General features: G+C 68.7%; 14 protein-coding genes. 9 read left to right on the plus strand and 5 right to left on the minus strand.

What is annotated here, in order from left to right; translation table 11 throughout:
* Positions 1-4: 4 nt before the first annotated feature.
* Genes nagA through G432_RS02415 form a run of 3 tightly spaced genes read right to left on the minus strand, consistent with a single transcriptional unit; the run spans position 5 to position 2,915 of the window.
* Positions 5-1,147: an N-acetylglucosamine-6-phosphate deacetylase gene (nagA, locus tag G432_RS02405; protein ID WP_015457220.1), complete on the minus strand. Its 1,143-nt coding sequence runs from the start codon at positions 1,145-1,147 to the stop codon at positions 5-7.
* Positions 1,147-2,178, minus strand: coding sequence for an SIS domain-containing protein (locus tag G432_RS02410; protein ID WP_015457221.1), 1,032 nt, complete (start codon positions 2,176-2,178; stop codon positions 1,147-1,149). Before G432_RS02410 ends, nagA begins: the two co-directional genes overlap by 1 nt.
* Positions 2,175-2,915: a GntR family transcriptional regulator gene (locus tag G432_RS02415; protein WP_015457222.1), complete on the minus strand. Its 741-nt coding sequence runs from the start codon at positions 2,913-2,915 to the stop codon at positions 2,175-2,177. The genes G432_RS02410 and G432_RS02415 overlap by 4 nt, the downstream gene beginning before the upstream one ends.
* Before the next feature lie 255 nt (positions 2,916-3,170).
* Between G432_RS02415 and G432_RS02420 the strand changes: the two genes are divergently transcribed.
* The 5 genes from G432_RS02420 to cls are packed head-to-tail and all read left to right on the plus strand — an operon-like array spanning position 3,171 to position 13,813.
* Positions 3,171-5,798, plus strand: coding sequence for a TonB-dependent receptor (locus G432_RS02420; RefSeq protein WP_015457223.1), 2,628 nt, complete (start codon positions 3,171-3,173; stop codon positions 5,796-5,798).
* 60 nt (positions 5,799-5,858) lie between these two features.
* Positions 5,859-8,141 (plus strand): family 20 glycosylhydrolase, encoded by a 2,283-nt coding sequence (locus G432_RS02425; protein ID WP_015457224.1) that lies wholly within the window; start codon positions 5,859-5,861, stop codon positions 8,139-8,141.
* A 2-nt stretch (positions 8,142-8,143) separates the two neighbouring features.
* Positions 8,144-10,603: a phosphoenolpyruvate--protein phosphotransferase gene (gene ptsP / locus G432_RS02430; RefSeq protein ID WP_015457225.1), complete on the plus strand. Its 2,460-nt coding sequence runs from the start codon at positions 8,144-8,146 to the stop codon at positions 10,601-10,603.
* Positions 10,603-12,369 carry an N-acetylglucosamine-specific PTS transporter subunit IIBC gene (nagE, locus tag G432_RS02435; RefSeq protein WP_015457226.1) on the plus strand — a complete coding sequence of 589 codons (1,767 nt, stop codon included), beginning with the start codon at positions 10,603-10,605 and terminating at the stop codon, positions 12,367-12,369. Before ptsP ends, nagE begins: the two co-directional genes overlap by 1 nt.
* Positions 12,370-12,397: 28 nt before the next feature.
* Complete coding sequence (gene cls / locus G432_RS02440; RefSeq protein ID WP_015457227.1) at positions 12,398-13,813, plus strand: cardiolipin synthase; 1,416 nt, start codon at positions 12,398-12,400, stop codon at positions 13,811-13,813.
* Here cls and G432_RS02445 read toward each other — a convergent pair.
* A complete protein-coding gene (locus tag G432_RS02445; protein WP_015457228.1) occupies positions 13,805-14,389 on the minus strand; it encodes a DedA family protein in 585 nt (194 codons plus the stop codon). The genes cls and G432_RS02445 overlap by 9 nt on opposite strands.
* A 146-nt stretch (positions 14,390-14,535) precedes the next feature.
* On the opposite strand from G432_RS02445, the gene G432_RS02450 reads away from it, so the two are divergent.
* A complete protein-coding gene (locus G432_RS02450) occupies positions 14,536-16,134 on the plus strand; it encodes a DcaP family trimeric outer membrane transporter (protein ID WP_015457229.1) in 1,599 nt (532 codons plus the stop codon).
* Positions 16,135-16,173: 39 nt separating this feature from the next.
* On the opposite strand, the gene G432_RS02455 is transcribed toward G432_RS02450, so the two are convergent.
* Complete coding sequence (locus tag G432_RS02455; protein ID WP_015457230.1) at positions 16,174-18,468, minus strand: Orn/Lys/Arg decarboxylase N-terminal domain-containing protein; 2,295 nt, start codon at positions 18,466-18,468, stop codon at positions 16,174-16,176.
* Positions 18,469-18,915: 447 nt separating this feature from the next.
* Here G432_RS02455 and G432_RS02460 point away from each other — a divergent pair, with 447 nt between their 5' ends.
* From G432_RS02460 to G432_RS02470, 3 genes are read left to right on the plus strand one after another with little or no spacing between them, the layout of a single operon-like run.
* Complete coding sequence (locus G432_RS02460) at positions 18,916-20,415, plus strand: TolC family protein (protein ID WP_015457231.1); 1,500 nt, start codon at positions 18,916-18,918, stop codon at positions 20,413-20,415.
* Complete coding sequence (locus G432_RS02465; RefSeq protein WP_015457232.1) at positions 20,412-21,449, plus strand: HlyD family secretion protein; 1,038 nt, start codon at positions 20,412-20,414, stop codon at positions 21,447-21,449. The genes G432_RS02460 and G432_RS02465 overlap by 4 nt, the downstream gene beginning before the upstream one ends.
* A complete protein-coding gene (locus tag G432_RS02470; protein ID WP_015457233.1) occupies positions 21,446-22,573 on the plus strand; it encodes an ABC transporter permease in 1,128 nt (375 codons plus the stop codon). The genes G432_RS02465 and G432_RS02470 overlap by 4 nt, the downstream gene beginning before the upstream one ends.

Genomic DNA, 22,573 nt, shown 5'->3' on the forward strand with positions numbered 1-22,573 from the left:
CGCCTCAGGCCGCCTCGAACGCGCCGGCAATCCATGTGCCGGCGACGTTCAGCGCATCGTCCAGCAGCACGAAATCGGCGGCGAGGCCGGGGGCGATCCGCCCGCGATCCGCAGCGACGCCCAGGAAGCGGGCCGGCGTGTCCGAAGCCATGCCGATCGCGGTTTCCGCGCCGATATCCAGCATCGCCACCGCGTTGCGCACAGCGCGCGCCATGTCGAGGTCCGATCCGGCCAGCGTGCCGTCCTCGTTCACGCACACGCCGTCGACCACGGTGATGCGGTGTCCCTGCAGCACGAAGCTCTTTTCCGCCATGCCCACCGTCGGCATCGCATCCGTCACCAGCGCGAAGCGATCGGCCGGCTTGCAGCGAAGCGCGAGGCGCATCGTCACCGGATCGACATGGCGGCCGTCGACGATCAGGCCGCAACATGCCGCCTCGTCCTCCAGCGCCGCGCCCACCGCCCCCGGCTCACGCGAGGTAAGCGGCGACATCGCGTTGAACAGGTGGGTGAAGCCGGACATGCCCTGATCCAGCGCGTCGCGGATCTGGCGGTAGGTGCCGGCGGTATGCCCGGCCGCGACCACGACGCCCGCTTCCACCAGCCGGCGGACGATGGCGGGCGTGGTCTTTTCGGGCGCCAGCGTCACCAGCGTCCGCCCGTGGCGAAGGCCGGTGACGGCAGCAATGCCGTCCTCGTCCAGCGCGCGGATCTTCGCCGGGTTGTGGATGCCCTTGCGGGCGACGTTCAGGAACGGCCCTTCGATATGGATGCCCAGCACGCCCGGCACGCCGGCCGCGATCGCCGCCTCCACCGCCGCGACACCGGCGCGGACCACGGAAAGGTCGTCGCTGATCAGCGTCGGCAGGAAGCCGGTGGTGCCGTAGCGGCGGTGCGCCGCGCCGATCGCGGCGATGCCCTCCACGGTCGGCATGTCGTTGAACAGCACGCCGCCGCCGCCATTGACCTGAAGATCGATATAGCCGGGCGCCAGCCGCTGGCCGGCAAGATCGTGCCGTTCCATATCGGCAGGCACATCGCCCTCGGCGGCGATCGCGGCGATGCGCCCGGCCTCGATCAGCACGGCCTGGCCTCCGACAAAGGCGGAATCGATCAGGATGCGGCCGTTGACAAGCGCGACCGTCATCACAGTGTCTCCGTCACCTTGGCGAGGTGGGGCGGCTTGTCGGGATCGAAGCCGCGACGGACCGACAGGGCGTTGGCGGCGCGGTAGAAGGACTGGATATGGAGCAGCGGCTCGATCGCAGCATCGCCCTCGATCGAAGGCAGGGGCGTGGCGCCCGCCGCCTCGCCGCCGGCGATGAACACCGGGCCGCCCCGCGCCGCCATCTCGGCCGCCAGCGCATCGACGCCGGGGCCGGTTTCGTCCGACTGGCGGAACACGATCAGCGGGAAGCCGGGGCCGACCAGCGCCATCGGCCCGTGCTTCAGCTCGGCGGCGCTGAAGGCTTCGGCCTGGATGCCGCAGGTCTCCTTGAATTTCAGCGCGGCTTCCTGCGCGACGGCAAGGCCGATGCCCCGGCCGACGACGAACAGGCCGCGCGCATCGGCCAGCGCATCGACCAGCGGGGACCAGTCGCACGCCCAGGCCTTGCGCAGCAGATCGGGCAGCTTGTCGAGCGCCGCGGCCAGGCCGGCGTCCCCGGACCAGGCCCGCACCAGATCGGCGATCGCGGCCAGCGTCGCGATGTAGGATTTGGTGGCGGCGACGCTGCGCTCCGGCCCGGCGTGGAGCGGCAGGACATCGTCGGCGAGCGCGGCCAGCGGCGAATCGGCGACGTTGACCAGCGCCAGCGCGGCCGCCCCCGCCTGCTTCGCGGCCTCGACCGTGGCGAGCAGGTCCGGGCTCTTGCCCGATTGCGAGATGGCGATGGCGAGCATGTCGTCCAGCCGCTGCGCCGCTCCATAAACGGAGCTGACCGATGGCGAGGCCGAGGAGACCAGCAGCCCCAGCCGGGTTTCGATCAGATATTTGGCGTAGGTCGCCGCATGGTCCGAACTGCCGCGCGCGCAGGTCAGCACGGCGCGCGGCGGGCGCCCGCGCAGCCGATCGGCGATGGCAGCCAGCGCCTCGGCATTGGCCGCGCGCTGGCGGGTGACGACAGCGGCGGATTCGCCGGCTTCGGCGAACATCAGGGTCTGTTCAGGGTTCATCATGCCAGTGCGTTGAGTTCGGCCACGAAATCATAGGCATCGCCGCGATACCAGCTGTGCGTCATCTCGATCGCACGGCCGTCTTCCAGAAAACCGCGCCGCTCGATGAACAGGCCCGGCGCGCCGGCCTCCATGCCCAGCAGCGCCGCCCGCTCCGCATCGAACAGCACCGCGCGCAGCCGCTGCAGCGCGCGCACAGGCCGGTTCCCGGTCTCGTCCAGCGCGGAATAAAGCGACACGCCGACCGTATCGAGCGACGGCAGGCCGTAGCCGGCGATCGTCGAATATTCGAGCGCCATGGCAAGATCGTCCGCATAGCGGATACGCGCGAAGCGATAGACGCGAGTGCCGGGGCTCAGGCCCAGCGTCAGCGATTCATCCGGTGTCACGGCGCCTTCGGAACGGGAAAGCCACTTGCTGGAAGGCGTGCGGCCGCGCGTCGCCATGTCTTCGGAGAAGGACGACAGCTTCGAAAACTGCTTTTCAACGCGGCCGGCGACGAAGGTGCCAGCCCCCTGCCGCCGGTTGAGCAGCCCTTCGGCCACCAGCCCGTCCAGCGCCTTGCGCACGGTGATGCGGGAAACGGCGAAGTCGCTGGCCAGATCGCGCTCCGGCGGCAGCGCCTGCTGCGGTTTCAGGAGCTGCTGCTCGATCGCGCCGCGCAGCGCATCCTGGAGGCGCTGGTAGAGCGGGGCCCGGCCGTGCGCATCCAGCGCGCCAATCTGTTCCGCCAGGCTCATCCTTCTTCGGCTCCCTGCCCTTCCGCTTGTCAGAGCTATAAGACCAATGAAATACCATTTGCCAGCAGAAAAACACGCCATCCGTCAAAAAATTGTAAGAATGCTACTTGACCGACGCATTGGTCTGACGGATGGTCTGCTTATTGGTACGTCATTGGTAGCAAATTGGCATTATCGCAAAGGCGAGATGCCGGGGAAGGGGAAGAGCAGATGACAACCGGACGATTCTTCAGAAATTCAGCCAGCATCCTCGCCTTGATCGCGTTCGGGCAGGCCGCCCACGCGCAGGACGCGGCCACCGCCGATAACGACATCATCGTCACCGGCATCCGCGCATCACAGGCCGCCGCGATCGAGACGAAGCGCAATTCCGACGTGATCGTCGACGCGATCTCGGCCGAGGATATCGGCAAGTTCCCCGACAGGAACGTCGCCGAATCGCTGCAGCGCGTGCCCGGCGTGGTGATCAATCGCGAATATGGCGAAGGTGAGCGCGTCAACGTGCGCGGCACCGACAAGAACCTGACGCGCACCCTGCTGAACGGCCACGGCATCGCCACGGCCGACTGGTTCATCCTCGACCAGCAGGCCGCCACCCGCAGCTTCAACTTCCTGATGCTGCCGTCCGAAATCGTCGGCAAGCTGGAAGTCTATAAGAGCCCGATGGCCGATCTGGACGAAGGCGGCGTCGGCGCCACGATCAACGTGGAAACGCGCCGTCCGCTGGATCTCGATGCCTTCTCCATCTCCGGCTCCGCGCAGATGGTCTATTCGGAACGCGCCGACAAGTTCGACCCGCAATTCTCCGGCATGTTCAGCTGGAAGAATGACGACGAGAGCTTCGGCGTGCTCGTCGGCGGCGTCTACCAGAAGCGCCGCCTGCGCCGCGATGGCGTCGAGGTGCTGAGCTACATTACCCCCGTCGGCCAGCCGACCGGCGACGCGCTGGTGCCGGGCCTGATCGGGTCCGCGCTGTTCACCCAGGATCGCGAGCGTTACGGCGGCAACCTGGCGGTGCAGTTCCGCCCGTCCGACACGCTGGAAATCAACGTGACCGGGCTCTATTCGCGCCTGAACGCCAACAACTTCAACCAGAACTTCATGGCCTGGGGCGATAACGCGCTGGGCGGCGGCGGCACGCTGACCGACGCCACCGTGGTGGACGGCACCGTGGTGAAGGGCACCATCACCTCCGCCGACAACGGCACCACCGGCCGCGCCGCCGTGTTCGACGCGATCTCGCGCAAGGCCTATACCGATACCTGGTCGGCCGATTTCGATGCGGTGTGGCACGCCTCCGACCGGGGCACCGCCCATTTCCAGATCGGCTACACCAAGGCGATCGGCGCCACCAAGGACCAGCCTTTCTACGAAGGCGGCGCGCCGGGCAGCTTCACCTTCGACCTGACCGGCAGGACGCCGCAGGTGAGCTTCGCCGGCTTCGACCCGACCGATCCGAACGACATGATCTTCGACTTCGCGTCGTTCCACAGCATCCGCAACAAGGATCAGGAATTCTACGCTTATGCCGATTACGAGCATGAGCTGGACATGGGCGTGCTGAACGCGATCAAGGTGGGCGCCAAGTTCACCAACCATGATCGCGACGCCACCTTCATGGCCACCACCTATGGCGGCTTCTACATGCCGCTGGCGGCCGAAGGCTGCAACGGCGGCCCCTGCACGTCCGCCGATTTCGCGGGCGAGCTGACGCCGGGCAACTTCCTGAAGAACATCAAGCTGCCGGGCACCTTCAGCCGCTACTGGCAGGTGGACCAGAAGAAGCTGGACAGCATCTATTTCAGCCAGCCCGAATCCGTGCGCCAGCGCATCCCGCTGCCGTCGGACAATTATTCGATCAACGAGAAGACCTATGGCGGCTTCGCCATGGCGAAGCTGGGCGGCGAAGGCTGGAAGGGCAATTTCGGCGTCCGCGTGATCCGCACCGATCAGACGACCGACGCCAACCTGATCGGCGTGCTGCCCGAAACGCCCGGCGCGATCGACAATCCGTTCGGCACCTATCTGCCGGTAAGCGCCAAGCGGTCCTATACGGATATCCTGCCCAGCGCGAACCTCAGCATCGATCTCAACGACAAGATGGTGGTCCGCTTCGCGGCCGGCCGCACCATGGCCCGGCCGGATTACACCAACATCCTGCCGCGCGTGACGCTGAACCCCGGCGCGCTTTCGGGCGAAGGCGGCGATCCGGACGTGAAGCCGTTCCGCGCCAACCAGTATGACATCTCGTTCGAATGGTATCCGGAACGCGACACGATCGTGGCGGCGGCCCTGTTCTACAAGGACATCCAGTCCTACATCGTGAACGAGACGCATTTCGAGGTCTATCCGGTGGAAACCGCGACGCCCAACGGCGATCGCTGCGTGCCGGCGCCGGGCACCAACCCCAACCTCTATAATTGCGAATTCGCCATCAACCGCGCGTCGAACGGCGGCGGCGGCACCAACAAGGGCTTCGAGCTGCAGGTTTCGCGCCCGATCTGGCACGGCTTCGGCGCGATCGTGAACTACACCTATTCGGACGCCAAGGCGGACGACGGCCAGGCGATCCCCGGCAATTCCAAGCACACCTACAACCTGACCGGCTATTATGAGGATGACGTGCTGTCGGCGCGGCTGTCCTACACCTACCGTTCGAAATTCTTCGTCAACATCGATCGCGGCGTGCCGCTGAACCAGAAGTCCACGGCCTCGCTGGACGCCTCGGTCAGCGTCAACGTGACCGAGAATATCGCGATCACCGCCGACGCGATCAACCTGACCAACCAGAAGATCGAGCAATATTCGGGCACCACCGTGCGGCCGCGCGGCATCTACGACAACGGCCGCCAGTTCTATTTCGGCGCCCGCTTCAAATACTGACCCCTGCCCTGGGCCGGGTATGATAACCCGGCCCACTTTCTTTTTCGGGGTAGCCGATCCGTGTTTCCCAATCGCATCGCGCAGCATCTCACCCTCGGCTCCATGCTGCTGGCCGCGACCGCCGCTTCCATGCCGGCGAACGCGGCCGATCTGCCCATCCTTCCCCTTCCCCGTTCGGTGGCGCCCGCGCAGGGCAGCTTCCGCCTGACCGCGGCGAGCGGCATGGCCGTGCCGCATGGGGATGCCGGTGCCCGCAACGCCGCCGATCGGCTGGGCGATCTGCTGCTGGCCACGCGCGGCTTCCGCCCGGCGCTGGCCTCGGGCGGCGCCATCCGTTTCGTCCGCGCGCGCGGCATGGCGGCCGAAAGCTACCACCTCGATATTTCGGGCAAGGGCGCGGTGATCCGCGCAAGCGACGATGCCGGTCTGCTCTATGGCGCGATCAGCCTGTGGCAGCTCGCCACCGCGAACGGCGACGGCACGGTGGAAGCCGTCCGGATCGACGATGCCCCCCGCTTCGCTTGGCGCGGGCTGATGCTGGACAGCGCCCGCCATTATCAGTCCCCCGAATTCATCATGCGGCTGATCGACTGGATGGCCGCGCACAAGCTCAACCGCTTCCACTGGCATCTCGTCGACGATCAGGGATGGCGGCTGGAAATCCGCAAATATCCCAAGCTCACCGAAGTGGGCGCGTGGCGGACGCCCGCTTCCGCGCCCGGCGCGCCGGAACTGCCCCGCACCGGCGGCTTCTACACCCAGGATCAGGTGCGCGCGATCGTCGCTTATGCCGCCGCGCGCGCGATCACCGTCGTGCCCGAGATCGAGATGCCCGGCCACGCGCTCTCCGCCATCCGCGCCTATCCCGAGCTGGGATCGGGCGTGCCGGCGACGCCGGGCGCGGAAAGCGACTGGGGCGTCTTCCCCTGGCTCTACAATGTCGACGACAGCACCTTTGGCTTCCTGGAAGACGTGCTGACCGAGGTGATGGCGCTCTTCCCCTCCGCCTACATCCATGTCGGCGGGGACGAGGCGGTGAAGGACCAGTGGCGCCAGTCGCCCGCCATCCAGGCGCGGATGCGCGCGCTGGGCGTAGCGAACGAGGCCGCCCTGCAAAGCTGGTTCATCCACCGCATCGAAACCTTCCTGAACGCCCATGGCCGCCGGCTGATCGGCTGGGACGAGATATTGGAGGGCGGGCTCGCCCCCAATGCGACCGTGATGTCGTGGCGCGGCATCGAAGGCGCGGTGGCGGCGGCGAAGCTCGGGCACGATACCGTGCTATCCCCCGCCCCCATCCTCTATCTGAACCACCGCCAGGGGACCGCCGCGACCGAGCCGCCGGGGCGCGGCCAGCTCATCACGCTGGCGGATGTCTATGGCTTCGATCCCGCGCCCGCGTCGCTCACGGCGGATCAGCAGCATCATATCCTGGGCGTGCAGGGCAATTTGTGGACTGAGCATGCCCGCACCGAGGCGCGGGCCGCGTGGATGATGTTCCCGCGCGCATCGGCCATTGCGGAGCTTGGATGGTCGCGGGCGGGCGCCAGCGATTTCCAGGGCTTCGTCGGCCGGCTGCTGCCGCAGCTCGACCGGCTGAAACCCTTGGGGCTGGAAGCCGCGACCAGCGCGCTCGCGCCGCAGGCCGAAATGGACGTCGGCGAAGGCGGCAAAGCGCGGGTGCGGATTGCGAACCAGATCGGTTCGGAAATACGCTACACTTTGGACGGATCGGCACCCGGATCGGCCTCCCCGCTCTATGCCGGACCACTCGATCTCGCGGTGCCGGCGCGGCTCCGGGCGAAGGCGTTCCGCGACGGACGGGCACTGCCGGGCGCGATCGACCGGCGCATCGACGCCGCCGATCTGCGGTCGCGGACGACCGCCGATCTCCATACCTGCACCGACAAGCTCGTCCTCAATCTGGAGGATGACGCCCCGGCGGCGGGGCCGCGCGCGACATTCCTCACCGATATCCTCAATCCCTGCTGGAAATATGAAGCGGCGGCGATGGACGGCGTGACGCGGATCGCGCTGGATGTCGGGCAGATACCGTTCAACTTCCAGCTCGGCGCGGATCGGGACACGATCCGCTTCGCCAGGCCGGCGACGGCGAAGGGAGAGTTCGAGGTGCGGGTCGACGGGTGCGATGGGCGCAGGATTGCGATGCTGCCGCTCGCGCCGGCGGCGGGCAATCCCGGCGTCACCACGCTCCGCACTGATCTGCCGGCTATGGCCGGCCGCCACGATCTCTGCTTCACCTACACCGCCAATGGGCCGGACCCGATGTGGGGCATCGCCGCCGTGCGGCTGGAAACGGCGCCACTGGAGGCCGAGCGGTGAGCATGATCGCCATCGGCGCCCCCTTCGCCGGCTGGGCGCTGCCGATCGAGGCCGTGCCCGATCCCGTCTTCGCCGAACGGATGATGGGGGATGGCGTGGCGATCGATCCGGTCGATGGCGTGCTGCGCGCGCCCTGCGACGCGACCGTGATCGCCGTCTCCCCCACCCGCCATGCGGTGACGCTCAGGCTCGCCAACGGGGCGGAGCTGCTGATCCATATCGGGCTGGAAACCGTGGCGCTCGGCGGGCGCGGCTTCACGGCCAGCGTCGCGGACGGGCAGGCCGTGAAGGCCGGCGATCCGCTGATCGCGGTCGATCTCGATCAGGTGGCCGATGGCGCGAAGAGCCTCGTCACCCCGATCCTGATCGCCAACGAAGGCTATGCCGTGTCCGTGCTGGCCGCCGATCGCGCGGTGGCCGCCGGCGATCCGCTGATGACGGTGGAGGCCGTCGGCACCGTTCGCCAAGCGACCCCCGTCAGCGAGGACAGCGCGTCCTGCGAGGTGACGGTTCCGCTCGCCAACGGCATCCATGCCCGGCCGGCGGCGCGGATCGCGGCGGCGCTGAAGCCTTTTGTGGCGGAGGTGCGGTTCGAGGCGCACGGGCGAAACGCGAACGCGCGCAGCACCGTCGCCATGCTCGGGCTGGGCCTGCGCCATGGCGACCGGCTGCTGATCTCGGCCCGCGGCGATGATGCCCGCGCGGCGGTGACGACGATCGCCACCCTGGTCGAAGGCGGCATGGGCGAGGCCGGCGATCCCCCCGCTCATCCCAGCGCCCTCGCACCGGCCGTGCAGGGCGCGACCATGGCGGCGCCCGGCTTCGCGATCGGCACGGCCTTCCCCTTCGTCGTGGCCGATATCGCCGTGGCCGAGGACGGTCGCGGCGCGGACCAGGAGACCGAGGCGCTGGATCGCGCTTTGGCCGGGGTGCGGACCCGGCTGGACGAACCGAAGGACGGCAAGGGCGCCGAGATCGCCATCGCCCATCGGGCTATCACCGAGGACCCGGACCTGATCGATGCCGCGCGGGCCGCGATCGCCGAAGGGCGGAGCGCGGGCTTCGCCTGGCGGGCGGCGACGGCCGCGCAGGTCGCCGCGATCGAGGCGACGGGCGATCGGCTGCTGATCGAACGGGCGGCGGATCTCAAGGATATCGAACGGCAGGTGATCGCCGCCATCGCCGGCGTTCCCGTCCCGGCCGCGCCCGCCCCGCCCGAAAGCGCGGTGCTGATCGCGGACGAACTGCTGCCGTCGCAGTTCATGGCGCTCGATCCCGCGCGGCTGGCGGCGATCGTCACCGCGCGCGGCGGGCCGACGTCGCATGTCGCCATCCTGGCCGCCTCGGCGGGCGTGCCGATGATCGTGGCGGCGGGCGCGGACGTGCTCGCCATCCCCGCCGGCACCGTCATGATCGTCGATGCCGCCGCCGCACGGATCGTCGTCGCGCCCGATGATCGGGCCGTCGCCGATGCGCGCGAGCGGATCGATCGCGAGCGCGCCTCGCATGCCCGCAACCTCGCCGCCGCCAGCGAGCCGGGCCGCACCGCCGATGGCATGCGGGTGGAGATATTCGCCAACCTCGCCAGCGCCGAAGAAGCGGATCGCGCCGTGGCGTCCGGCGCCGAGGGCTGCGGCCTGCTGCGCACCGAATTCCTGTTCCTCGACCGCGCCGATGCGCCGTCGGAGGAGGAGCAGGCGGCAAGCTATGCCGAAATCGCCCGCCGGCTGGATGGCCGCCCGCTGATCCTGCGCACGCTGGACATAGGCGGCGACAAACCCGTTCCCTATCTGCCGATGCCGGCGGAGGAAAATCCCGCGCTCGGCCAGCGCGGCCTCCGGTTGTCGCTGGTGCGGCCGGATCTGCTGAAGGCGCAGTTCCGCGCGATCCTGCGCGGCGTGCCGGCGGCGCAGTGCCGCATCATGCTGCCGATGGTGGTGGACCGGGCGGAATTCGCCCGCGCCCGCGCGCTTTATGACGAGGCGGTGGCCGAAACCGGCGCCCCGCGCGCGCCGCTGGGCATCATGGTGGAAACGCCCGCTGCCGCCATGCTGGCTGATGGGCTGGCGGCGGACGCGGATTTCCTGTCGCTCGGCACCAACGATCTCACCCAATATGCGCTGGCCGCCGATCGCGGCAACGCGGCGACCGCACCGATGATCGACGGCCTCCACCCCGCCGTGCTCCGCCTGATCGCCGCCGCCGTGGCCGGCGCCCGCCGGCACGATCGCTGGATCGGCGCATGCGGCGGCATGGCGAGCGATCCGCTGGCCGCCGCGATCCTAATCGGCCTGGGGCTGGACGAGCTTTCCGCCACGCCCGCCGCCATCCCGGCGCTGAAGGCGGCGATCCGCCGCATCGACATGAACGAGGCCCGCCGGCTGGCGGAAGCGGCGCTCGCCTGCGCCACGGCCGCCGAGGTGCGCAGCCTCGCCACCCGCGCCATCAGGGAAGCCGCGTGATGAAATTGCGTATCGACGCCCTCCAGCCGCTGGGCCGCGCGCTGATGCTGCCGGTCGCGGTGCTGCCGGTCGCCGGCCTGCTGCTGCGGCTGGGCCAGCCGGATCTTTTGAACCTGCCCTTCATCGCGGCGGCGGGCGATGCGATCTTCGCCAATCTCGGCCTGCTGTTCGCCGCCGGCATCGCCATCGGCCTCGCGCGGGAGAATCATGGCGCGGCGGGCCTTGCCGGCGGCGTCTGCTTCCTCGTCACCATGGAGGGCGCGAAATCGCTGCTGGCGGTGCCGGCGGACGCCACCGCCGCCTTCACCGATCCCGCCGCGCGCGATCTTGCCGCCGCCGCGTGGAAGGCGAAGGAACTGGCCCGGCTCAGCGTGCCGGCCGGCATCCTCTCCGGCCTGGCGTCTGGCTGGCTCTACAACCGATATTCCAACATCAAGCTGCCGGAATATCTCGCCTTCTTCGGCGGGCGCCGGTTCGTGCCGATCGCGGCGGGCTGCGCCGGGCTGGTGGGCGCGGCGCTGTTCGGCCTGGGCTTCCCCTGGATCGCGGGCGCCATCGCCCGCCTCAGCGAATGGGTGGTGGGCGCGGGCAGCGTCGGCCTGTTCATCTATGGCGCGCTCAACCGGCTGCTCATCATCACCGGCCTGCACCATATCCTGAACAACATCGCCTGGTTCATCCTCGGCGATTTCCATGGCGCGACCGGCGATCTCAAGCGCTTCTTCGCGGGCGATCCGGCAGCGGGCGCCTTCATGTCCGGCTTCTTCCCGGTGATGATGTTCGGCCTGCCGGCGGCCTGCCTCGCCATGTATCGCACCGCGCTGCCCGAACGGCGCAAGGCGGTGGGCGGCATGCTGCTCAGCCTCGCGCTCACCTCTTTCCTGACCGGCGTGACCGAGCCGATCGAATTCAGCTTCATCTTCCTCGCCCCCCTGCTCTACGCGCTGCATGCCGTGCTGACCGGCGTGGCGATGGTGGTGATGGACCTGCTGGACGTGCGGCTGGGCTTCGGCTTTTCGGCGGGCCTGATCGATTATCTGCTGAACTTCGGGCTGGCGACGCGGCCGCTGATGCTGCTGCCGGTGGGTGCCGCCTATTTCGCGATCTATTATGCCGCCTTCACCTGGTGCATCCGCCGCTTCGACCTGAAGACGCCGGGGCGTGACATTGCCTCCGCGCCCGCGCAGGCGGCCGAAGGCGACCCGGCCGCCGATCGGGCGAGCGGCTATGTCGCCGCGCTCGGCGGAGCCGCCAATCTGCGCACGGTGGATGCCTGCACCACCCGGCTGCGGCTGGTGCTGGCCGATAACCGCGCGGCGGACGAAGCCGCGCTGAAGGCGCTGGGCGCGCGCGGCGTGCTGCGGCTGGACGGCGGCGGCCTGCAGGTGGTGCTCGGCCCGGTCGCCGATCAGGTGGCCGGCGAGATACGCGGCCGGCTGGCGATGCCGCATGCCGCCGCCGCGCCGGCCGCCATGGCGCCGCCCCCTGCTCCGGCGCCTACTCCGACGAACGCCTCCGCCCCCGATCCGGCGCTGGCCGCCGATCTGCTGCCCCTCCTGGGCGGCGCCGGCAATATCCGCGCCGCCGATGCCAAAGCCGGCCGCGTGCGGGTGACGGTGGCGGAGGAAGCGCTGGTCGACCTTCCCGGCATTGCCCGGATCACCGGGCGGCCAGCCGCGCGCGTCGCGCCGGGGCGGCTCCATCTCATCTGCCCACAGGGCGCGGAAGCCGGGATGCTGGCGGGGATAAGCCCGATATCGGCTTGAACGGCGGGTGATGCTAGGATCGCCGCTGATGGCGATCCACGACATACCCTCGCTGGGCGAAAGCTATTATCTGGTCGAATGGGCCATCCGCCTCGTCATGCTGGTGGTGGTGCCTTTCCGCAGGAGCCCGGCGGCGACGCGAAGCTGGCTGCTGCTGATCTTCGTGCTGCCGCTGCCGGGCCTGCTGCTGTTCCTGGCGATCGGATCGCCCCGTTTCCCGCGCTGGCGGCGGGAGCGCTTCCACGCGCTCGATCCCTTCGTCGCGGGCCTTGCCGCCCGGCTGGACGCCGAGGCCCCGCCCGGCGCCATGAACGAGCCGGAGGCAGCGACACTCGCCCGCACGCTGGGCCACCTGCCCGCCGTGGGCGGCAATGCCGTGGAATTCATCGACGATTATGATGCGGTGATCGACCGGCTGGTCGAGGATATCGATGCGGCGAAACGCCATGTCCGCCTGCTCGTCTACATCTTCGCCGACGATGCCGTGGGGCAGCGGGTGATGGCGGCGCTGGCGCGGGCGGTGGCGCGCGGCGTCGCCTGCCATGTGCTGTTCGATCCGGTGGGGTCGCATCGCTGGCGGCGCGGCACGGTGGCGGGCCTGCGCGCGGCGGGGGTGGAGGTGCGCGCCGCCTTGCCCTTTCGCCTGCTGCGCGATCGCACCCGGCGCGACATGCGCAACCACCGCAAGCTCTTCCTGATCGACGGGCAGGTCGGCTTTACCGGATCGCAGAATATCGTCGCGCAGGATTTCCGCCCCGGCGTCACCAACCGCGAGCTGGTGGTGCGCGTGACCGGGCCGGTGGTGGCCGAGATGACGGCGGTGTTCCTGGCCGACTGGTATCTGGAAACCGAAAGGCTGCTCGAGGACGCCCCCGAAATATCGCCCGCGGCCGGCACGGCCACCGCGCAGGTGCTGCCGAGCGGGGCCGATTATCGCAGCCAGGGCTTCCACACGATGCTGATCTGGCAGATCCACCGCGCGCGGCATCGGGTGGTGCTGGTCACACCCTACCTCATCCCGGACGAAGACCTGCTTTCGGCGCTGCGCACCGCCGTGCTGCGCGGCGTGACGGTGGACCTGGTGGTATCGGCGATCGTCGATCAGCGCCTCGTCCACTTCGCGCAATCATCCTATTATGATGAGCTGTTGCGCAGCGGCGTGCGCATCCGCCGTTATCGCCGGCGGCTGCTCCACGCCAAGAACGTCGCCTTCGACGACAGGCTGGCGATCCTGGGTTCGAGCAATATCGACATCCGGTCGTTCGAGCTAAACGAGGAGGTGAGCCTGCTGCTGTTCGATGCGGCCGATATCGCGCGGCTGACGGCGATCCAGCAGGGCTATCTGGCCGAAAGCGACGAGGTGACGCTGGACCAATGGCGGCGGCGCAGCGGCCTGCGCAAGTTCGCGGAGAATGTCGCCCGGCTGGTGAGCCCCTTATTGTGAGGCACGCCGGCCGATCAGCCCCCGGGCGATCCAGGTGGCTGCAAGCAGGATGATCGCCACGCCGGCCACGGCGGCGATCACATGCTCGGCAGTGCGCAGCCGGCCGAAAAGCCGCTCTATCCCCTGGCCGAAGGCATAGCCTATGCCGGTGAAGACCACGCCCCAGATCGCGGCGGCGATCGCGTTCATCAGCAGGAAGGTGCGGGCCGGCAGGCGCGAGGTGCCGATCGCGATCGGGCTCACCGTGCGCAGGCCGTAAAGGAAGCGGAATCCGAAAACGAAAGCGAGCGGGTGGCGTTCGAACATGGCGAAGGCGCGGGCGAAGGCCGGCCGGGCGATCAGGCGGCGCACGCGCGGACGATCGCGGAACCGCCGGCCGGCGGCGAAGAAAAGCTGGTCGGCGAGGCAGGAACCCAGCGCCGCCGCGATCATCGCACCGGGCAGCGGCAGCAACCCCTGATGGGCGAGCAGGCCGCCGGTGACGACCACCGTCTCCCCTTCCACCCCCGCGCCGATGAAGATCGCGAGCAGGCCGTAACGGGCGATGAGCGCTTCCACCGTCATGGCGGTGAACATGCGCATTTTCCACGGGCCGGCATAGCCCCATGCCCCGCAATCGCCCGTCGCGCTTCATCGTTGGCCTAGTGGAACAATTATCGGAATCGCGATTTAATCCCCGTCGACGGGGACTTCCGATACCGTCGCTGAAATGGGGGCGATCCATGGCGATCCTGTCTTCGCGGCAAGCCGGCCCTGCCCTTGCGCTGGCACTGATGTGCGTGGGCACGGGCAAGCCCGCCCGGGCGGCCGATCAGGCTGCCGGCCAGGATAATGCCGCCGAAGTGAAGGCGCTGCGCGGCGAGGTCGAGCAGCTCCGCTCGCTGGTCAGGGAACTGAAATCCCGGCTGGATGCGGTGGCGCCGCAGCAGGCCGCCCTGCCCCCGCCGGGCCAGGAAGCGCTGGGCCAGGAAGCATTGGGCCAGGCATCCTCCGCCCCGCAATCGCCCGCCGCCGCCGGGCCGGCCCCGACCCGTTCGGCTGGGACCCAGCCGCCGCCGGCCGCCCTTCCGCCTGCCGCCATTCCGTCCGCTGGCCAGCCGGCGCCGACGGGCATCGCATCCGCCACGGCCTCCACGGCTGGCCGCCTCGGCGTTCCCGCGACGCGGCTGCCGCCCCGGCAGACGATCGGCGACAACATCACCGGCGCCTCGCGGATCGACAATGCCGCCCCGCCCAACGATCCCGACCTCAAGGGCTTCATCGAGATACCGGGCACGGAAACCGCCATCCGCATCGGCGGCTATGCCAAGGTGGACGCGATCGTCGATCCTTCCTTCGTCGGCGATCGCGACGAATTCAACGCCGGTGCCATTCCCTTCGGCAAGCGCGTGGGCCACCGCGCCACCGTCAACGCCCGCGGCACCCGCTTCACCATGGAGGTCCGCCGCCCCTCGGTGCTGGGCGGCAGCCTGCGTTTCTATGTCGAAAACGACTTCTACGGCGACGGCGAAAGCTACGGCTTCGCCCTCCACCACGCTTATGGCCAGCTCGGCAACACCTATGGCGGCTTCGGCTATTCCGCCTTCGTGGATGCGGACGTGCTGCCCGATACGCTGGACGATTGGGGGCCGGGCGCCGTCAATTTCCTGCGCACCGCCTCGGTCCGCCAATCCTTCAAGGTGGCGCCCGGCGCCAGCCTGACCGTTTCGATCGAACGGCCGGAAAGCGACCTGCAACTGGCCGATCCGCAGAAGACGGTGGAGAAGATGCCCGATATCGTCCTGCTCGGCCGGCTGGAGGACAGCCGCGGGCACGTCCAGCTGGGCGGCCTGATCCGCCGCATATCCTATCGCGACAGCGTGACCGGAGACGGGGACAGCGCCACGGCCTACGGCATTACCGCCTCGGGATCGGTCTCGCTGTTCGACAAGGATCTTTTCCTTGCCTCCGTCACCTATGGCGCCGGCGTGGCGCGCTACATGAACGATCTGAACGGCCTCGGCCTCGATGCGGCCATCCGCCCGGACGGCCGGCTCCGGCTGACCCGCATGATCGGCGGCACGGCGGGCTACACCCATTATTGGAGCGAGGATTTCCGGTCCAACCTGGTGCTGAGCGCGCTGAAGCTGAGCGACGGCGGCTACCTCGACCCCGACGATATCGCCCAGACCCGCTATGGCGCGCTCAACCTGATCTGGTCGCCGGCCGGCTCGCTCAGCGTCGGCCTGGAAGGGCTGCTCGGCTGGCAGAAGCGGCAGAACGATCTGTCGCGCAACGCATCGCGCATCCAGGCGACGGTGAAATATGATTTCGTGCGGTGATGCGGGGCCGGGCTTGATCGGCGCCCGGCCCCGCGCCGATCACTTCTTCAGCACCATCACGCGATAGAGGCCGTCCTCCACCTCCACGCCGTGCGTGTCGTGGCCGAAACCGGGGAAGCGCTGGTCATACGCCTCCAGCGCCTTCAGATATCCGATCAGCGCACCATCGGCGGGGCCGGCATTCTCGCCCGGCATCATCAGCGGAATTCCCGGCGGATAGGGGACGATGCCGGTGGCGAGCGTGCGGCCGGCAAGCTCGTCCAGCGTGATCCGGTCGATCCGGCCGCGGACCAGCTCCTCATAGGCGGCGACGGGGCTCATTTCCGGCTTGGGCAGGATGCTGAAGGCTTCGGACATGGTGTGCGTGGTCTTCAGCTCGTCCATCGCCGAGAACATCAGGTCCGCCAGCTCGCGCAGGCCCATCTTCCCGTAGCGGTCGGGATGGTCCTTCACCAGCGAGGGGATGGCGCGGGAAAGCGGCACGTTCGCGTCATAATCCTTGCGGAAATCGAGGAGCGCGTTGACCAGCGTGCCCCATTTCCCCTTGGTGACGCCCATCGAGAAGAGGAAGAGGATGGTGAAATCGGTCGTCTTCTCGACGACGATGCCACGCGCGGCGAGGTATGAGGTGACGATGCTGGCGGGGATGCCCACCGCCCTGAGGCCGCCGTCCGGGTCCATGCCGGGCGTGAGCACGGAAACCTTGATCGGATCGAGCATGCAATAACCCGGCTCGATATTGCCGAAGCCGTGCCATTCGGCGTCGGGGGCGAGGTGCCAGCAGCCGGGCTCGCTGGCGAGATACTCCGGGTCCGCCTCGTGGAAGGCCACCGTCTTGCCGCGCGTGTCGGTGACGGTGGGCGGCTGCCAGATATCGAAGAACCAGCCATTCTGATCGGCGATCTCGGCATTCAGCCGCGCGACCGTCTGGCGGAAGGCGATCGCCTCGCGGATCGAGGCGCCGGTGAGCTTTTCGCCCGAGGAATCCATCATCGCCGCCGACACGTCGTTCGACGCGATGATCGGATAGCAGGGCGATGTGGAGGCATGCATCATGAACGCCTCGTTGAAGCGGGCATGATCGATCGGGTTGCGGCCGTCGCGCACATGGATCATCGACGCCTGCGACAAGGCCGCCAGCAGCTTGTGCGTCGATTGGGTGGCGAACACGCTGGGCATGGCCGCGCGATCGCGCTCCGCTGGCTCGCCATGCATGCCGAAGCGCTGGCGGTAGATCGGGTTGAAGCGGGCATAGCCATACCACGCCTCGTCGAAATGGAGGCGATCGACGCTCTCGCCCATCAGCTCCTCCACCCGCGCGACATTGTAGCAGAGCCCGTCATAGGTGGAGTTGGTGATGACGGCATGGACAGGCGCGGGATCGATCCCGTCCTTCACCAGCGGATTATCGCTGACCAGCACGCGCAGCGCCGAGGGGGTGAGCCGTTCCGGCGGGATCGGGCCGATGATGCCGTAAGCGTTGCGGGTGGGCATCAGATAGCAGGGGATCGCGCCCGACAGCGTCATCGCATGCTCGACCGACTTGTGGCAGTTGCGGTCGCACAGCGCCACCTGGTCGCGGGTGACGCTGGCCATCAGGATCACGCGGTTCGAGGTGGAGGAACCGTTGGTGACGTAATAGGTGCGATCAGATCCGAACACGCCGGCGGCATAGCGTTCGCCATCGCCGATCGCGCCGCTGTGATCGAGCAGCGAGCCGAGATCGCCGACCGAGATCGACAGATCGGACCGGAACAGGCTTTCCCCGAAAAATTCGAAGAAGGCGCGGCCGACTGGCGAGGTGAGGAAGGCCGTGCCGCCGGTATGGCCCGGCGTGTGCCAGGAATATTCATAGGTGCGGGCGAACTCCACCAGCGCCCCGAACATCGGCGGCAGCACAGTGGAACGGTAGCGCTGCAGCGCGGCCAGCACCCGGCCGCCGATGAAATCGGTGGTGTCCTCCAGCAGCCAGATGAAATCGTCCGCCTTCGTCATCGCATCGGTGGGGATGGAGGACGCCGCGCTATGATCGGCGAGGAGGAAGATCGGCACGTCGGCATTGAAGGCGCGCATCGCATCCAGCACGGTTATGGCCGGCTGGTGATCCCCGCCCGTGCCCAGTTCCCAATCGAGCAGCAGGCACTGGATCGAGGGATCGGTGGAGACGATCGCCACCGCGTCTTCCACCGTGGAGGAGATGACGACATCGATTTCGCGCCTTTCCAGATCATCCACCAGATGATCGACCGCGCGGCCGGCGGCGGAATCGGGGCCGAAGGTTTCGCGCACCAGCAGGGCGCGCATCGCCAGCCTGAGGCTCGATTGTGACGGCATCGCATACTCCTTCACACAGACGGGAACGGAAGAGCGGCGCCACCGCTTGCCGGTGGTCGCATCATGACGGGAACCGATCGGGTTTCAGGCGAGGGTCATTTCAATGACAGATTTTCATCGGCGCCGTAGCGTCGCCGATCAATTCAGTTGGTGATGAGGAAAATAGGTATCGGCTTTCCGGCAAGCGGCCGGATGATCGCAACCGATCGACCACAGAAAAGACTGGGCACGAAGATCTGCGCATAGTTCACGCCCCCCGGCTGATGAGTCCTGCGGTCGCGATGCGGAGCGGAATATCCGCCCTTTCATGCTGTGGTTCAACCGAAAAAACCTGGCGCGTTGTTATCTGGCGGCCCGCGAATTCCTGCACTAATGTCACGCGCTATGGAGTCGCCTCGCGCCCGCATCGCGACAATGGCCCTTCGCCCGGCCGCACGAGGGATAGCCATGGCGGGCCTGATGGCGGCCGGCCCCTTCCCGGCCGCGATGGCAGCCCCCGCCGAACAGATTTCCCCCGCCGCCGCCACGCCGTCCGATACGGCACGGATGGCGATAAGCTTCGATGCCGCGCGGGAACGGCTTGCGCGGGTATCGCCTTCGCTGAGCGGCGCGGGGCATGAGGTGCGCGCGAGCGAGGAGCAGGCGGCCGCGCTCAAGGCGCTCAACCGGCCGGTGGTGAGCGCATCGGCATCGGTGATCGAATATCAGAAGAGCCTTTCGGTCGATCTGACGGGGGAGAAGAACGCCTTCGCCAACGCGACGTCGGATTATCTGGACGGCCTGCCCGGCCAGTTCCCGCCGGAATTCGCCGGCATCGTCCAGCAGGTGACCGGGCGGATCGAGCAGGCGCTGCCGGGGCTGCTGTCGCTGATCCCCGACACGCTCGACTATCGGGTGCGCGACACGGTGTTCCGCCCGAGCGTGACGGCCGCCCTGCCCCTTTATACCGGCGGCGCGATCCCGGCGGTGCAGCGCGGCGCGGGCGCCACGGTGGCGCTGGCGCGCGCCAAGGAAGCCGGCGCGCAAAGCCTTTCGCAGATCCAGCTCGTCCAGGCCTATTTCGGGCAGCAGCTTGCCCAGGCGCTGCTGGCGAGCGCGGTCGAGACGCGCGACGGCTTCGACCGCCATCTGGCAAATGCCAGGGCGATGGAGCGGGAAGGCGTGCTGCCGCGCGCCGGCGTGCTGCAGGTGCAGGTGGCGCGTGACGCCGCCCAGCGCGCGGTGGAGCGAGCGGCGCTGGAGGAAGCGACCGCATCCGATACGCTGGCCCGCCTGCTCGATGCCCAGCCGGGCGTGCGGCCGACGACGCCGCTGTTCGTGAACGCCCGGCCGATCGAGCCGCTCGACCAGTTCCTGACCAGCGCGAGCGAGGGCCATCCCCAGGCACGCGCCGCCGATGCCGCCCGCGATCTGGCCGGCGCCGGCGAGGATCTGGCGCGGTCGCGATTCCGGCCGCAGGCCTTCGCCTTCGGTTCCTATAATTTCAACCGCGACAATGCGTTGCCCACCGATCCCGACTGGATCGCCGGCGTGGGCGTGCGATACACCTTGCTATCCAACATCGATCGCCAGCGATCCCTGAACGCCGCGCGCGAGCGGCGGCAGGCGGCGGACGATGCCGCCCGCGACGCGCGCAAGACGATCGCGATCGAAACGAACCGTGCCTATAATCTCGTCGAAACGGCGCGGCGATCCTTCCTGTCGCTCGATTCCAGCCTGGCGGCCGCGAACGAGAATCTGCGCGTGCAGGAGGTGGCCTTCCGTGAGGGCGAAGGCACCGCCGCCGCGCTGATCGACGCGCGCACCGCCCTGTCGCTGGCCCGCACGCAGCGGATCGCCGCCGCCTATGAATATGTGGTGGCGCTTTCCGCCCTGCTCGCCGCCAGCAATCGCGGCGACAGCTTTCCCGATTATCTCGCCCGTGCCGATCGGATCAGCGCGCCATGACGGACATCAGCCATCCCCCCGGCGCCTCCCCTGCCGCCGAACCCGCCGAGGTGCCGCCGCGCGACCGGCGCCTGCTGGTCGCGGCGCTGCTGATCGTCGCGCTGGCGCTGGCCGTCGGCCTGTGGTTCGCCTCGCGGCCGGCGCCGCCGCAGTTGCAGGGCATGGTGGATGCCGATCAGGTGAACGTCGCCACCAAGGCGCTGGCGCGGGTGGAGAAGCTGATCGCCGAGGAAGGGCAGACGGTGAAGGCCGGCGCGCTGCTCGCGACGCTCACCAGCCCGGAGATCGACGCCGGCCGCCGGCAGGCCGAAGGCGCATTGGCGAGTGCGCGGGCGCTGGAGGCGATGGCCAACGAGGGAAACCGGGCCGAGGACGTCCGCGCGCTCAGATCCGTATGGCAATCCGCGCAAGCCGCGGCGGGGCTGGCGGCCGTCACCGCGCGGCGGGCCGACAACCTGTTCGCCGAAGGGGTGATCGCCGCCCAGCGGCGCGACGAGGCCCACGCCGCCCGAGATGCCAGCGCCGCCCAGGCGGAGGCCGCCCGCCAGCAATATCTGAAGGCCGCATCCGGCACCCGCGCGGAGGAGAAGGATGTCGCCCGCGCGCAGGTGGAGGTCGCCGCCGCCGGCGTATCCACCGCCGAAGCCTTGCAGGCCGAGACGAAACTGATCGCCCCGATCGGCGGGGAGATCAGCAAGAAGCTGGCGGAAGCGGGCGAGATCGTCGGCCCGGCGGTGCCGATCTACCAGATCATCGACACCGCCCACCCCTGGGTCGCGGTCAATGTCCGCGAGAACGATTACAAGGGCATCGCCCCAGGGCTGGAAATGCGCGGCGACATACCGGCGCTCAAGCTGAAGGGTGTGCCCTTCACCGTCTATCATATCGATCCGCAGGGGGATTTCGCCACCTGGCGGGCAACGCGCCAGTCTTCCGGCTTCGACATTCGCAGCTTCGAGGTGAAGCTGCGCCCCACCCGCCCCGTGGCGGGGCTGCGGCCGGGGATGAGCGTGCTGTTCGCCTGGCCGCGATGAGCTTCGCCAGGGCCTTTTCCCGCGAGGTCGCCCATCTCCGGCGCGATCGCTGGGATCTGGCGATGGTGACGCTGTTTCCGGCGGCCGCGATCATGATCGTGGCGGCGATGCTGATCGCGGCCGTGCCCCGCCACCTGCCCGTGGCCATCGTCGATGACGATCACAGCGCCTTCAGCCGCGCGCTGGTCCGGGCCGTGGCCGCCGCGCCGGCGGTGACGATCGCCGAAACGCCGGCGACCCTGGCCGAGGCGGAAGGGATGGTGCGGGCCGGCGTGGTCTGGGCGGTGCTGCACATTCCCCGCGACGCGGGCGCCGGCCTTTCGCGCGATACGACGCCCGCCATCCACATCCTCTTCAACGCATCCTTCCTCACCATCGGATCGAGCGCCGCGAACGGGATCGGGAGCGCGGTGGAAGCGGTGGTGGCCGAACGCGGGCTGGATGTGCTGCATGCGCGCGGCCTGCCGGCGATCCGCATCGATCCGCCGCGCGTGCAGGCGACGGTGCTGTTCAACCCGCAGACCAGCTTCGAATGGTATCTGCAGGCGCTGATCCATCCCGCCGTGCTCCACCTGCTGACGGCCTGCGTGGCGGTGATGGCGATCGGGCGCGAGCTTGACGGGGAATCGCTCGCCCGCTGGCGGGCGGAAACGGGCGGCGGCATGGCGGCGCTCGCGGGCAAGATGGCGCCGTATCTGATCCTGCTCGCCGGCTGGGGCGCGGTTTGGCTGATCTGGGTGGCGGGCGTGCGCGGCTGGACGATGAACGGCAGCATCCTCCTCACCCTCCTCGCCCAGGCGCTGCTGTTCGCGGGCACGGCCAGCATCTCCGCCATGCTGGTGACGGTGACGGGCAAGGCGAGCGTCGCCTTCTCGGCAAGCGCGCTCTATGCCGGATCGGCACTGGCCTATTCCGGCGGCACGCTGCCGCTGACGGGCGGATCGGGCTTTGCCCGCGGGTGGAGCCAGGTCCTGCCCTTCACCCATTATCTGCAGTTGCAGATGGACCAGTTCCTCGGCGCGCCGGTGCGGGTAGCGCTGCCGACGATCGCGGTGCTTTCGGCCTATCTGCTGGTGCCGGCGGCGGTCACCGCGCTGGCGCTGCGGCGGCGGGAGCGCGGCTGA

The sequence above is a fragment of the Sphingomonas sp. MM-1 genome, from assembly GCF_000347675.2.
Taxonomy (GTDB): Bacteria; Pseudomonadota; Alphaproteobacteria; order Sphingomonadales; family Sphingomonadaceae; genus Sphingomonas_E; species Sphingomonas_E fennica.